Genomic DNA, 13211 nt, shown 5'->3' on the forward strand with positions numbered 1-13211 from the left:
CCGGTGTGCGTCGCCCAGCATCCACGACGCATCGCCGTACCGTCCAGGAGGATTCGTTGCCGCGCGTCGCCCAGGGCTTCTGGCTCAGCGCTCCAGGTCGCGGCGAGATCCGGGCGGTCGAGCTGCCGCGGCCCGGTGCCGACGAGGTCCTGGTGCGCACGCTCTACTCCGGGGTGAGCCGAGGCACCGAGAGCCTGGTCTTCCGCGGCGGCGTCCCGCCGAGCCAGTACGCGGCGATGCGCGCCCCGTTCCAGGACGGCGCGTTCCCGGCCCCGGTCAAGTACGGCTATCTGAACGTGGGCGTGGTCGAGGAGGGGCCGGCCCCGCTCCGCGGGCGCACGGTCTTCTGCCTCTACCCGCACCAGACCCACTACGTCGTCCCGGCGGACGCGGTGACGCCCGTCCCGGACGACGTCCCCGCGGCGCGCGCCGTGCTCGCCGGCACCGTCGAGACCGCGGTGAACGCCGTGTGGGACGCCGCGCCGCTGCTCGGGGACAGGATCGCGGTGGTCGGCGGCGGCATGGTCGGCTCCGCGGTCGCCGCCCTGCTGGTCCGCTACCCGGCCGCCCGGGTGCAGTTGGTCGACGCCGATCCGGCGCGCGCCGCCACCGCCGAGGCGCTGGGCGTCCCGTTCGCGCTGCCCGCCGACGCCCGCGGCGACTGCGACCTCGTCGTCCACGCCAGCGCCACCGAGGAGGGCCTGGCCCGGGCCCTCGAACTCCTCGCCCCGGAAGGCACCGTGATCGAGCTGAGCTGGTACGGCGACCGCCGGGTCGGCCTGCCGCTGGGGGAGTCCTTCCACTCCCGCCGGTTGACCCTGCGCAGCAGTCAGGTGGGTGCCCTCGCCCCGGCCCGCCGCGGCCGGCACGGCTTCGCCGAACGGCTCCGGCTCGCGCTGGAACTCCTCGCCGACCCCGCCTTCGACGCGCTGATCACCGGGGAGTCCCGCTTCGCGGAACTGCCGTCGGTGCTGCCCCGGCTGGCCTCGGGCGCGCTGCCGGCGCTCTGCCACCGCATCCGCTATCCGGCGGCCGGCGCCCCCGCGCCCGGCGCGGCGTGACGCCCACCGGGACGCCCCGCCCGCCCCGCCCCGGTACCGACGCCCCGGAATCGACACCTTCGGTCACGACACCCTGGAGGAACACCCGTGTTCAGCATCACCGTCCGCGACCACCTGATGGTCGCGCACAGCTTCCGCGGCGCGGTCTTCGGGCCCGCGCAGCGTCTGCACGGCGCGACCTTCATCGTGGACGCCACCTTCCGCCGCCCCGAACTGGACGCCGACAACATCGTGGTCGACATCGGCCTGGCCACCCAGGAACTCGGCGCGGTGGTCGCCGAGCTCAACTACCGCAACCTCGACGACGAACCGGCCTTCGCCGGCACCAACACCTCCACCGAGGCGCTGGCCAAGGTCATCGCCGACCGGCTCGCCGACCGGGTGCACGCCGGCAACCTCGGCGCGGGCGCCCGCGAGCTGGCCGGGATCACCGTCACCCTGCACGAGTCCCATATCGCCTGGGCCAGTTACGAGCGCGCGCTGTGACCCGACGCGGGCGCACCCGGTGACCGGGCCCGCTCCAGCGGGCGGACGCGTGGTGCACGCGGTGCTGCCCGGCGACGTCGCCGACCCCACCGCACCCAGCGGCGGCAACGTCTACGACCTGCGGGTCTGCCGCGACCTGCCGGCCCTGGGCTGGCGGGTCCACCGCCATCCGGTGCCCGGCGGCTGGCCGCGCCCGGACGCCGCCGCCACGGCCGGACTGGTCCGCCTGCTGGCCGGGTTGCCGGACGGCGCGGTGGTGCTGCTGGACGGCCTGGTGGCGTGCGGGGTGCCCGACGTGCTGCGCCCCGAGGCCGCCCGGCTGCGGCTGGCCGTCCTGCTCCACCTGCCGCTCGCCGACGAGACCGGCCTCGCCCCGCGGGCCGCGGCGGAGTTGGACGCCCGCGAACGGCGCGCCCTGCACACCGTCGCCGCGGTGATCGCCACCAGCGACTGGGCCGCCCGCCGGATCCGCGCCCACCACGGGCCGGGGCTGCCGCCGGTGACGGTCGCCCGGCCGGGCGCCGATCCGGCGCCGCTCGCCCCCGGGACGGACGGCGCCGGCGGGCTGTTGTGCGTGGCGTCGGTGACCCCGCGCAAGGGCCACCGCCGCCTGGTGGACGCCCTGGCGACCGTCGCCGACGCCCCCTGGACCTGCACCTTCGTCGGCGGCACCGGGTCCGACCCGGACGGTGTGCGGCAACTGCGCAGGGACATCGCCGCGTCGGGCCTGGCCGACCGCGTCCGCCTCGCCGGCCCGCGGACCGGCGCCGCCCTCGCCGCCTGCTACGCCGCCGCCGACCTGGTGTTGCTCGCCTCGTACGCCGAGACGTACGGGATGGTGCTCACCGAGGCGCTGGCGCGCGGGATCCCGGTGCTGGCGACGGCCGTGGACGGGGTACCGGAGGCCGTCGGGCGGGCCCCGGACGGCAGCGTTCCCGGGCTGCTGGTCCCGTCCGACGAACCGGCCGCGCTCGCGGGGGCGCTGCGGGCCTGGTTCGGCGCACCGGACCTGCGGCGGCGACTGGCGGTCGCGGCGCGCGCCCGCCGTGCCATCCTGGAGGGGTGGGAGACGACGTCGCACAGTCTGGCCGGAGCGCTGGAACGGCTGCGGAACGGGCCGTTGAGCCCGTGAACGACGCGGTCGGCCGGCCGCGGTTCGCTCCCTGGTGGCTGGAGCTGCGGGAGCCGGCGGACGCCGCGGCCCGATCCTCGGAGCTGCTGCACCCGTTGCGGGAGCGGCTCGCCGCGGCCCCCGCCCCGGAGCGCTTCGGCGGCACCGGCGGCCTGGCGATCCGCGACCTGGGCTGCGGTACGGGCTCGATGGGCCGCTGGCTCGCGGTCCGGCTGCCCGGCCCCCAGCACTGGGTCCTCCAGGACCACGACCCGGCGCTGCTCGCCCGGGCAGGGGGCGCAATGCCGTCAACCGCCGCCGATGGACGGCCCGTTACGACCGAGGCCGACTGTGGCGGGCTGGCCGGACTGACCGCGGCCGCCCTCGCCGGTACGTCGCTGGTGACCGCCTCCGCGCTGCTCGACGTGCTCACCCGCGACGAGCTGGAGACCCTCGTCGCGGCCTGTACCGGCGCCGGCTGCCCGGCCCTGCTGGCGCTCTCCGTCACCGGCCGGGTCGAACTGTCCCCGGCCGACCCGCTCGACGCGGAGTTCTCCGCCGCGTTCAACGCGCACCAGCGGCGGACCGCGGGCGGACGCCGGCTGCTGGGGCCGGACGCGGTCGTCGCGGCCACCGAGGCGTTCACCCGGCGCGGGGCGCGGGTGGTGACCCGCCCCAGCCCCTGGCGGCTGCGCGGGCCCGAGCGTGCGCTGACCGAGCAGTGGCTGCGGGGCTGGGTGGCCGCGGCCCGGGAGCAGCGGCCGGAGCTGGCCACCACGGCCGACGGATACCTGGGGCGGCGGCTGGAGGCGTGCGCGGCCGGGGAGTTGGCCGTCACGGTGCACCACGCCGACCTGCTGGCGCTGCCGGGCCCGGTCCGCGGACGGGACACCGGATTCGCCTGATGAAGCGTCAACTCTGGTCGTGGCTGCGGATGCTCGGCGGGCTGGGCATCCTGCTGGTGCTGCTGTGGCACCTGGGCTCCGGCGCCTTCCTGGACGGCCTGCGCCGGATCGACGCCGGCACGCTCCTGGCCGGCCTGGGCATCGGGGTGCTGACGACCGTGTGCAGCGCCTGGCGGTGGTGCCTGGTGGCCCGCGGCCTGGGCCTGCGGCTCCCGCTGGGGCGGGCGGTGGCGGACTACTACCGTGCGCTGTTCCTCAACGCGGCGCTGCCCGGCGGGGTGTTGGGCGACGTCAACCGGGCGGTGCGCCACGGCCGTGCCACCGGGGACGTCGGCCGGGGCGTGCGCGCCGTGGTCCTGGAGCGGGTCGCGGGGCAGCTGGTCCTGCTCGCGGCCGGGACGGCGGCGCTGGCCGCCCGGCCCTCGCCGGTGCGCACCGCGCTCGGCCGGGCGCTCGGCACGCCCGCGGCCGCAGCGGTGGGCGCGGCGGTCGCGGCGGCCGTCCTCGCGGTCGTGCTGCTGGGCCGGGCGCGCGGTCGCCGGACGGGTGCGGGCGGCTGGCCCGGCGGCCGGCTGCGGGCCGCACTGGCAGGGGTCCGGCGGGCCGGTGCGCTCTGGTCGGGCGTCGCCGCGCTGTCGCTGGTGGTCCTCGCCGGCTATGTGGCGACGTTCCTGCTGGCCGCGCGGGTCGCCGGGGTGCGGGCGCCGGTCGCCGACCTGGTGCCGCTGGTGCTGCTGGCGCTGTCGGCCATGGCGCTGCCGCTGAACGTCGGCGGCTGGGGGCCCCGCGAGGGCGTCGCGGCCTGGGCCTTCGGCGTCGCCGGGCTGGGGGCCGGGCAGGGCCTGGCCACCGCCGTCGTCTACGGGGCGCTCGTCCTGGCCGCGAGCCTGCCCGGCGCCGGGGTGCTGCTAGGGCGTGTCCGATGGGTCAGGGTCGGACAGGCCCTGGGGCGTGTCCGCCACGTCCGGTCCGCCGCCCGGAGCCCGCAGCTCCAGCTCGAAGAGCGTGTCCTCGCCCAGCACGGTCCGGCGCACCGGCGGCCGTAGCGCCCGGCGCATCACCGGAGTACCGGGGAAGCGCAGCCCGGGGACGCCGTCGCCGAGCAGGACCGGTGCGACGGTGAGGTACAGCCGGTCCAGCGCCCCCGCCCGCAGGAACCGCGAGACGGTGACCCCGCCGCCCTCGACCAGCACCCGGCCCAGGCCGCGGGCGGCCAGCGCGGCCCGCAGCCGCCCCGGCGCGAACGCGTCCCGGTCCGGCAGCGCCAGCACCTCGACGCCGTCCCCGACGCGTTCCGGGACCACCCCCGGGCCGACCACCCACAGCGTCGGCGCCGCACCGTCGGTGAACACCCGCCGGGTCCGTGGCACCCGGCCCCGCGGGTCGAGCACCACCCGCACCGGGTCGGGCCCGGCGCAGGCGCGGACGGTCAGCCGGGGGTCGTCGGCCACCGCGGTCCCGGCACCGACCAGCACCGCGTCGGCCAGGGCCCGCAGCCGGTGCAGATGCCGGCGGTCCTCCTCCCCGGTGACGTAGTCGGCGTCGCCGGTACGGGTCGCGATGAAGCCGTCCAGGCTCTGCCCGAGCTGCGCGAACACCACCCGGGGGCCGGCCAGGCACAGCGGCAGGTACCGTTCGGCCAGCTCCGCCGCGGCGGGGGAGAGGGCCCGCGGCGGGTGCCCGGCCGTGCCCGGGCCGTCCGGGCCGCCGGTGTCGCCGTCCGACCGCAGCCCGGCGGCCACCGCCTGCGCCGCGCCGCGGATCCCGAGCAGCGACTCCCAGGTCGCCGCCGCGCCGAGCGGGTCAGTCGCCGCTGACACCGCACACCTCCGGGTACGCGTCGAACGCCTCGGCCAGCCCGGCCAGCAGTTCCCGGCCCTTCTCGGCGGAGGCCAGGGACGGCCGCCCGATCACCCCGGAGGCGGTGTAGGCGGCCATGCCGAGGGTGAGCAGGTGCGGGCGTTCGTCGGCGCGGTGGTCGGCGGTGGCGTAGCCGTCCCGGACCGCTTCGGGGCGGGTGTGCAGCAGGATCGAGGTCTCGGTCTCGCCGGCGTGCATGTCGTCGTGGGCGGAGGTTTCCAGGCCGGCCCGGTCGCGCGCCGCGGCCCAGTCCGCCGGGCCGGGGAAGAGCGCCATCCGGATCCCGTCGTGCGCCGCGGACTCCTGGACGACGTTGCGCAGCACGTAGTTCCCGCCGTGGCCGTTGACCAGCACCAGGGCGCGGACGCCGGACCGGTGCAGGGACGCGGCGATGTCGGTGACCACCGCGTGCAGGGTGCCCGCGGAGACGCTGACGGTGCCCGGCCAGTCGGCGTGTTCGTGGGAGCAGGAGACGGTCAGCGGCGGCAGCAGCAGCACCTCGTGGCGGGCGGCGATCTCCGCGGCGACGGCGCAGGCGATCAGGGTGTCGGTGGTCAACGGCAGGTGGGCGCCGTGCTGTTCGAAGCTGCCGATGGGCAGCAGGGCCAGCCGGGGGCGTCCGGCGCGGACGTCCTCGGTGGTGTGGAGCGGCAGGTCGGCGGGCGAACTCCGGTGGCCCGGCGCGGTCGTGGGCATCGGCAGGCTCCGATCGGCGGCAATCCGTCGTGGGACGAACCCGGTTGGCGGATCCGCGGCCGGCCGTGACGACGCCCGCCGCGGAGGTCCGAACGCGGGTACGATCATGCCATGACGGACTCCGATGGCGCTTTCGACGTCGGCGACCCGGGCGTGCGACGGGTGGTGGAGGTCCGACTCCCCACCAGGTACGGAGAGTTCCGGGCCGTCGGCTTTCTCGACCGTTGCACCGGAACCGAGCAGGTGGCCCTGGTCCGGGGGGAGGCGGCGGGGGAGCGGGTGCTCACCCGGCTGCATTCGGAGTGTCTGACCGGCGATGCCTTCGGCTCCACGCACTGCGAGTGCGGTGAGCAACTGGCGTCGTCGTTACGGGCGATAGCCGAGGAGGGGCGCGGCGTCCTGGTCTACCTCCAGGGACACGAGGGGCGCGGCATCGGGCTGCTGGCGAAGCTGCGGGCGATGAAACTCCAGCAGGACGACGGTCTGGACACCGTGGACGCGAACGTCGCGCTGGGCCTGCCGGTCGACGCCCGCGACTACCGCTCCGCGGCGGGGATGCTCCAGGACCTCGGCGTCCGCTCGGTGCGCCTGCTGTCGAACAATCCGCGCAAGGGTGAGGCGCTGGAGCGGTACGGCGTGCCGGTCGCCGAACGGGTCCCGCTGCTGGTGCCGCCCGGCGCGGAGAACCTCCGGTACCTCCGCGCCAAACGGGAGCGGCTGGACCATGACCTCCCGCATCTGGACGGGGTCCGTGGCCCGTCCTGAGCGGTCGAGCCCGGATTGTCCGGATCTCGCCAAATTCTCATGGTCCGGCATCTACACATAAAGGCGACATAAGAGCAAAATAAAGGTGCGCGGCTGATGCCACGCGATGCGGCCCCGACGTGGAGCGAAGGAGGCGAGTCGTATGGCCGACGTCTCACACCCCAGAGGAGATCTCGCTGGTCACCCCGACGTTTCCGAGATGAGGGAGCGGTTCGAGCGGACGCTCGGCGGGCGTGATGTGGTGCTCGTCGACGGGCCGGTCTTCCTGGTCGGCCTGTACTGCGCGGTATCCCCGTGGATCGTGCACTACACGGCCTCCCAGCCGGCGCTGATGACCCACAACCTCATCGTCGGCATCGCGATCGCCCTGCTGGCAGTCGGGTTCACCGTCACTCCGGAACGGATGTACGGCCTGAGCGGCGCGATGTGCGCGATCGGTGCCTGGCTGATCGTGGCGCCCTGGATCGTCGGCCGCGGTCCCGATGCGGGGGTCATCTGGAACAACATCGTCATCGGTGCCCTGACGTTGGTGCTGGGTGCACTGTGTGTCGCCGTGGCATCGAGGAGCCGCCGTGTCACGTGAGGCGCGCTCCTGCGGGGGCGTGTGAGAACCACCGGCCCGCTTGCCCTTCGAAAGTCCCACAGCGACGGCAAGCGGGCCGGGCACGTCCGGCCCGGCCCCGGCGGGCCGGCGGTTCCGGAGCGGCTACCGGTGGTGGTCGTGGCCCGGGGGCGCGGACCGGCTCGGCGTGCAGAGCTGTCCCGCCACCCCGGCGAGCACCAGCCCGCCGGCCAGGACCAGTCCGTGCGCCAGGGCCACCCCGGTGACCAGGACCGCGATGGCGGTGGCCAGTATCAGCCAGACCGCCCAGCGCCGGAACGGTGCCGCGGGGACCGCCGGTATGCCGACGGGCGGGCAGGGGGCGGTGTCGGTCGGGAACTGTTCCGCGAGGTCGCGGAGTTGGGTGTCGTCGTCGGGGGACAGGGAGCGTCCCTCCTCTCCCGGGTGGTACTGCCGGTCGCGCCGAACGGGCAGGGTGGCTGATGAGCGTTGCCTCGAAGATCGGGCCGACTTAGGGTTACCTAAGTGCGGCGGCCCGTGGTGTGGTGCACAACGGCACACAGGCGTTGTTGTGCCCTGCCGGGCGCCGTGCGTAACGCCGTTGACCGGACATCACCGGAGAGGGAACGCGCATGCCGGACACCCAGCCGCAGAAGAACCCCACGCACCAGGAGCCCCAGCAGCACCTGCCCGCCGACCAGGACCGCAACGTCCTCGTCACGCTCGCCTACGGCGCCATGGCGAGCCACACGGTGGGCGCCGCCGTCCGCCTCGGCGTGGTGGACCGGATCGGCGACGGGGCGCGCGCCGCCGACGACCTGGCCGCGGAGTGCGCGGCCCAACCCCTGAGCTTCACACGGTTACTGAGGGCGCTGACCGGACTGGGGCTGCTCACCGAACCCACCCCGGGCCACTTCGCCGTCACCGCGGTCGGCGCACAGCTGCGCGGCGACATCCCCGGCTCGCTGCGCTCCGTCGCCCGGATGTTCACCGACCCGACCATGCTCCGCGCCTGGGAATGCCTGGACGACAGCGTCCGCACCGGCACGCCCGCCTTCGACGCCGTCCACGGCACGGACTTCTTCGGCTACCTGGCCGAACACCCCGACCTCTCGGCCGAGTTCAACGCCGCGATGAGCCAGGCCACCCGGCACACCGCCGAGCTGCTGCCGACGGCCTTCCCCTTCGAGCGCTTCGGCACCGTGGCCGACCTCGGCGGCGGCGACGGCACCCTGCTCGCCGGTGTGCTGCGGGCCCACCCCGCACTGCGCGGCATCGTCTTCGACCGCGCCGAGGGCCTCGCCCAGGCCGGCCCCCGGCTCGCCGCCGACGGGCTGACCGACCGCTGCTCCCTGGTGCCCGGCGACTTCTTCGCCACCGCCCCCGAGGGCGCCGACCTCTACCTGCTCAAGAGCGTGATCCACGACTGGAACGACGAGCAGTGCGGGCAGATCCTCGGCCACGTCCGCCGGGTCGTCCCCGACCACGGCCGGCTGTTGATCGTCGAACCGGTCCTGCCGGACGTCGCCGACCCCTCGGCCGACGTGATCAGCTACCTCAGCGACCTGAACATGCTGGTCAACGTGGGTGGCCGGGAGCGCACCCGGGAGGACTTCGAGCGGCTGTGCGGCGCCGCGGGCTTCGCCGTCCGCTCCGTCACCGCCCTCCCGCGCCCCAACCGCTTCTCGGTCATCGAGGCCGAGCCGGTGTGATCCTGTCGGCGCGCGGCCCACACGTGCGGCAACCGGGCATCTTCGGTTAAATCGAACGTGTGGGCCATGCGCCGTGATGGCCCGCCGTCCCGGAGAGGTGGCGCGCCGTGACCACTGTGCCGGTGGATGACGCCGGGCCCGTCGACGACCACGAGGACTTCGCCGACGCCGACCGCGGCTTCATCGCCTCGCTCGACCCACCCCGGATCACCGCGGCGGACGGCCGGCTCGTCTGGGACGCCGACCGCCACGCCTTCCTGGCCGGGAACTGCCCCGACACCGCCGACGAGGGCCTGTGGCGCCAGGGCCGGTTGGTCAGCCGGCAGGGCCTGTACGAGGTGACCGACGGCATCTATCAGGCCCGCGGGCTGGACCTGTCCAACATGACGCTCATCGAGGGCGACCACGGCGTCCTCGTCGTCGACCCGCTGCTCTCCATCGAGACCGCCGCCGCGGCGCTGGAGCTCTACCGCAAACACCGCGGCGACCGGCCGGTCACCGGCCTGATCTACACCCACGCGCACGCCGACCACTTCGGCGGCGCCCGCGGGGTGCTGCCGTCCGGACACCATCCCGTGCCGGTCCTGGCGCCCGCCGGATTCCGGGACAGCGCGGTCGGTGAGCAGCTCTACACCGGCCCGGCGATGGCCCGCCGCGCGGTCTACATGTACGGCACGCAGCTCCCCACAGGACCGGACGGCCAGATCGGCTGCGGCCTGGGCACCCTCCCCTCCGCCGGCACCCGCAGCTTCGTCCCGCCGACCGTGGACCTCACCCGCACCGGCCAGGAGGAGATCGTCGACGGCGTCCGCCTGGTCTTCCAGCTCACCCCGGGCGCCGACGCCCCCGCCGCGATGAACTTCGCCGCCCCCACCCACCGGGCGCTGTGCACCGCCGAGAACGCCGTCCACACCATGCACAGCGTCCTGACCCTGCGCGGCGCCGTGGTCCGCGACACCCGGCGCTGGGCCCACTACCTCAACGAGGCGCTGGCCCTCTTCGGCGCCGACACCGAGGTCGCCTTCGCCTCCCACCACTGGCCCACCTGGGGCAACGCCCGTATCCGCCGCCTGCTCGCGGGCCAGCGCGACCTCTACGCCTACCTCCACGACCAGACCCTGCGGCTGCTCAACGAGGGCCGCACCGGCCCGGAGATCGCCGAGGAGCTGCGGCTGCCCCCGGGCCTGGCCCGCCTCTGGGCGCACCACGGCTACTACGGCTCGCTCAGCCACAACGTCAAGGCGATCTACCAGCGCTACCTCGGCTGGTTCGACGGCAACCCGGCCCACCTGTGGGAGCACCCGCCGACCGAGCAGGCCCGGCGCTACGTGGAGACCCTGGGCGGCGTGGAGGCCACCGTGGACGCCGGCAAGCGCTACGCCGCCGGCGGCGACCTGCGGTTCGCCGCCACCCTGCTCAACCACGCCGTCTTCGCCGCCCCGGACAACCTGCGCGCCCGCCGCGAACTCGCCACCGTCTACGAACGGCTGGGCCACGGCTGCGAGAACGGCACCTGGCGCAACTACTACCTCACCGGCGCCATGGAGCTGCGCGGCACCCGGGCCGCCGCCCGCCCCGACACCACCGGGCCGGACGCCCCCGCCCCCGACCTCGTCCGCGCCCGCAGCGTCGACCAACTCCTGGACTCGCTCGCCATCCGCGTCGACGGCCCCCGCGCCTGGCACAAGCGCCTCACCCTCGACCTCTACCTCGCCGACGAGGACCGCACCTGGCATCTGACCCTCTCCAACGGCGCGCTCACCCACCTCAGCACCCCCGGCACCCCCACCGCCGACAGCCGGCCGGACCTGACCCTCACCCTGACCAAACCCCAGCTCCGCGCGCTGCTCGGCGGCCGGGTCCCGACCGCCGTCACTCACGAGGGTGAGCCCGGTGCGGCCCTCCATGAACTGCTCGACCTGCTCAGCGCCCCGGACCCCAACTTCCCCATCGTCACTCCCTGAACCGGCCCGTTCCCCGACGGACGCGCACGGTCCGCGGAGTGGGGCAAACTGGGCCGGTGGCGAGCAACATTCCCGAGGAATCGACGAGCTTCGTCGGCCGGCGCACCGAACTGAGGCGACTGAGCAGCGAGTTGACTCGGCACCGGCTGATCACCCTGACCGGCCCCGGCGGGGTGGGCAAGACCCGGATCGCGATGCGGGCGGCCAGGGCCGCCGCCGCGCGGTTCCCCGACGGCGTCCACTGGGCTCCTCTCTGGCCTTTGGACGGCGACCAACTGCTGGTCGCCACCGTCTGCGACGCCGTCGGGCTCGCCGACCACTCGGCACGGACGCCGGTGGCCGCGCTCTGCGAATGGCTCGCCGACAAGGACCTGCTGCTGGTACTGGACTCCTGCGAGCACCTCGTCGCGGCCTGCCGGGACCTGGTCGGCGACCTGCTGACGGCCGCCCCCGGCGTGACCGTCCTGGTCACCAGCCGCGAGCCGCTGGGCGTCCCCGCGGAGCGGATCACCGAGGTCGGTCCGCTGCCCTGCACCGGCGAGAACGACGCGCTGGCGCTGTTCACCGAGCGGGCCGCCGCCGCGGCCCCCGACCTCCGGCTCACCGACCCGGCCAGCGCCCGGGCCGCGGACCTCATCTGCCGACGCCTGGAAGGCATCCCGCTGGCGCTGGAACTGGCCGGTGCCCAGCTGGCGCACCGCCCGCTCGCCCAGGTCGCCGAGCGGCTCGGCTCCCGCCTCGACGCCCTGGACGGCAGCGGCGTGTCCTGGACCCCGCGCCACCGCACCCTGCGCACCGCCATCGGCTGGAGCCACGAACTGTGCGCACCGCTGGAGCGGCTGCTGTGGGCCCGGCTCTCGGTCTTCCGCGGCACCTTCGACGCCGACTCCGCCGCCGCGGTCTGCGCCGACGGCCCGCTCACCGCCGACGCGGTGCGCACCGCGCTGGCCGGCCTGACCGCCAAGTCCGTGCTCAGCCGCGAGGGCAACCGCTTCCGGATGCTCGACACCCTCCGCGAGTACGGCCGGATGTGGCTGGCCGAGCTGGACGAGACGACCGCCGTCGCCGACCGGCACGCCGAGCACTTCGTCGGCCTCGGCCGCCGCGCCGAAGACGGCTGGCTCGGCCCCGACCAGGTCACCTGGTACGGACGGATCGCCGAGGCGTACGTCGATCTGTGCACCGCGCTGGACCACCTGCTGGAGCGCGCCCCGGGCCGTGCCCAGGAACTCTGTGCGGCCGTCGGCTTCTTCTGGACCTGCTGCGGCCATCTGCACGAGGCCCGTGACTACCTGGAGCGCGCCCTCGCCGCCGAGGACGCCCCCGGCCCGGCCCACACCCGGGCCCTGTGGGCGCTCGGCGTCGCGGTCCTCCTCCAGGGCGAGCTGCACACCGCCGAGAGCCTGGGCCGGCAGTGCGCCCGCGCCGCCAGGGAGGCCGGCGACCAGGACGCGATGCTGGCCGCCGGCTACCTCATCGGCCTCACCCACCTGATGGCCGGTCGCCCGCTGACCGCCCACACCGTCGCCGACCAGGTGCTCGGCCCGCCCCCGCACGACCCCTTCGGCTCCGCCGCCCGGCTCCGCTGCCACCTCGTACGGCTCTTCGCGCTCACCGCCCTGGGCCGGCTCGACGAGGCCCGGCACGAGGCCACCGTGCTGCGGCAGGGCTGCGTCCAGAGCGGCGAGTACTGGTCCCGGTCCTACACCGACTACCAGCTCGCCCTGGTCTCCCTCTTACAGGGGCGGCCCGAGGAGTCCGCCGATCACGCCCGTGCCATGCTCGCCGCCAAGCGCCTGATCGGCGACAAGTTCGGGATCGCGCTCGGCCTGGACCTGCTGGCCGCCGCGGTCGCCGCCCAGGGCAAGGGCGCGCTCGCGGCCCAGTTCCACGGCGGCGGCCAGGCCCTCTGGCGCACCGTCGGCCACCCGCAGCGCGGCACCCCCGAACTCCGCGCGGTGCGCGAGCAGTGCGAGCAGCGGGCCCGCGCCGCGATCGGCGACGAGACGTACGCCGCGATCTTCGACCGGGCCGCCGAACAGAACCCGGAGACGCTGCTCGCCCGGATCCTCGCCAGGGACCTGTGACC

Annotated in this window: 12 protein-coding genes and 1 pseudogene; 10 read left to right on the plus strand and 3 right to left on the minus strand. The window is 75.4% G+C overall.

Going from position 1 to position 13211, the window contains the following annotated elements:
* Window positions 1-56 precede the first annotated feature (56 nt).
* The 5 genes from SNOUR_RS33710 to SNOUR_RS33730 all read left to right on the plus strand — a co-directional run bounded on the left by SNOUR_RS33710 (window position 57) and on the right by SNOUR_RS33730 (window position 4609).
* Window positions 57-1061 (plus strand): zinc-dependent alcohol dehydrogenase, encoded by a 1005-nt coding sequence (locus SNOUR_RS33710; protein WP_067354657.1) that lies wholly within the window; start codon window positions 57-59, stop codon window positions 1059-1061.
* Between the two features lie 87 nt (window positions 1062-1148).
* Window positions 1149-1547 (plus strand): 6-pyruvoyl trahydropterin synthase family protein, encoded by a 399-nt coding sequence (locus tag SNOUR_RS33715; RefSeq protein WP_067354659.1) that lies wholly within the window; start codon window positions 1149-1151, stop codon window positions 1545-1547.
* A gap of 19 nt (window positions 1548-1566) precedes the next feature.
* Window positions 1567-2679 carry a glycosyltransferase family 4 protein gene (locus tag SNOUR_RS33720; RefSeq protein ID WP_067354662.1) on the plus strand — a complete coding sequence of 371 codons (1113 nt, stop codon included), beginning with the start codon at window positions 1567-1569 and terminating at the stop codon, window positions 2677-2679.
* The gene (locus tag SNOUR_RS33725; RefSeq protein WP_067354665.1) at window positions 2676-3563 is read left to right on the plus strand and encodes a class I SAM-dependent methyltransferase; all 888 of its coding nucleotides are present in this window, start codon (window positions 2676-2678) and stop codon (window positions 3561-3563) included. Before SNOUR_RS33720 ends, SNOUR_RS33725 begins: the two co-directional genes overlap by 4 nt.
* On the plus strand, window positions 3563-4609 hold the full coding sequence (locus SNOUR_RS33730; protein WP_067354667.1) for a lysylphosphatidylglycerol synthase transmembrane domain-containing protein: 1047 nt from the start codon (window positions 3563-3565) through the stop codon (window positions 4607-4609). Before SNOUR_RS33725 ends, SNOUR_RS33730 begins: the two co-directional genes overlap by 1 nt.
* 102 nt (window positions 4610-4711) lie before the next feature.
* Here SNOUR_RS33730 and SNOUR_RS43560 read toward each other — a convergent pair.
* Window positions 4712-5383: pseudogene (locus SNOUR_RS43560) on the minus strand (RibD family protein); the annotation flags it as partial.
* Window positions 5367-6119, minus strand: coding sequence for a creatininase family protein (locus SNOUR_RS33740; protein WP_067354673.1), 753 nt, complete (start codon window positions 6117-6119; stop codon window positions 5367-5369). The pseudogene SNOUR_RS43560 and the gene SNOUR_RS33740, both read right to left, overlap by 17 nt.
* Window positions 6120-6230: 111 nt before the next feature.
* Between SNOUR_RS33740 and ribA the strand changes: the two genes are divergently transcribed.
* Together ribA and SNOUR_RS33750 are read left to right on the plus strand one after the other, a co-directional pair.
* Window positions 6231-6884 carry a GTP cyclohydrolase II gene (gene ribA / locus SNOUR_RS33745; RefSeq protein ID WP_067354676.1) on the plus strand — a complete coding sequence of 218 codons (654 nt, stop codon included), beginning with the start codon at window positions 6231-6233 and terminating at the stop codon, window positions 6882-6884.
* 142 nt (window positions 6885-7026) lie between these two features.
* Window positions 7027-7467: an SPW repeat protein gene (locus tag SNOUR_RS33750; protein WP_067354678.1), complete on the plus strand. Its 441-nt coding sequence runs from the start codon at window positions 7027-7029 to the stop codon at window positions 7465-7467.
* A 123-nt stretch (window positions 7468-7590) separates the two neighbouring features.
* On the opposite strand, the gene SNOUR_RS46505 is transcribed toward SNOUR_RS33750, so the two are convergent.
* Window positions 7591-8007, minus strand: a complete 417-nt coding sequence (locus SNOUR_RS46505) for a hypothetical protein (protein ID WP_079143032.1) — start codon at window positions 8005-8007, stop codon at window positions 7591-7593.
* A gap of 71 nt (window positions 8008-8078) precedes the next feature.
* Between SNOUR_RS46505 and SNOUR_RS33755 the strand changes: the two genes are divergently transcribed.
* From SNOUR_RS33755 to SNOUR_RS33765, 3 genes are all read left to right on the plus strand, one after another.
* Window positions 8079-9158 carry a methyltransferase gene (locus SNOUR_RS33755; protein ID WP_067354681.1) on the plus strand — a complete coding sequence of 360 codons (1080 nt, stop codon included), beginning with the start codon at window positions 8079-8081 and terminating at the stop codon, window positions 9156-9158.
* Between the two features lie 107 nt (window positions 9159-9265).
* The gene (locus SNOUR_RS33760) at window positions 9266-11122 is read left to right on the plus strand and encodes an alkyl/aryl-sulfatase (RefSeq protein WP_067354683.1); all 1857 of its coding nucleotides are present in this window, start codon (window positions 9266-9268) and stop codon (window positions 11120-11122) included.
* Between the two features lie 56 nt (window positions 11123-11178).
* A complete protein-coding gene (locus SNOUR_RS33765) occupies window positions 11179-13209 on the plus strand; it encodes an ATP-binding protein (protein ID WP_067354688.1) in 2031 nt (676 codons plus the stop codon).
* Window positions 13210-13211 lie beyond the last annotated feature (2 nt).

This window comes from Streptomyces noursei ATCC 11455, assembly GCF_001704275.1.
In the GTDB taxonomy this organism is placed as follows: domain Bacteria; phylum Actinomycetota; class Actinomycetes; order Streptomycetales; family Streptomycetaceae; genus Streptomyces; species Streptomyces noursei.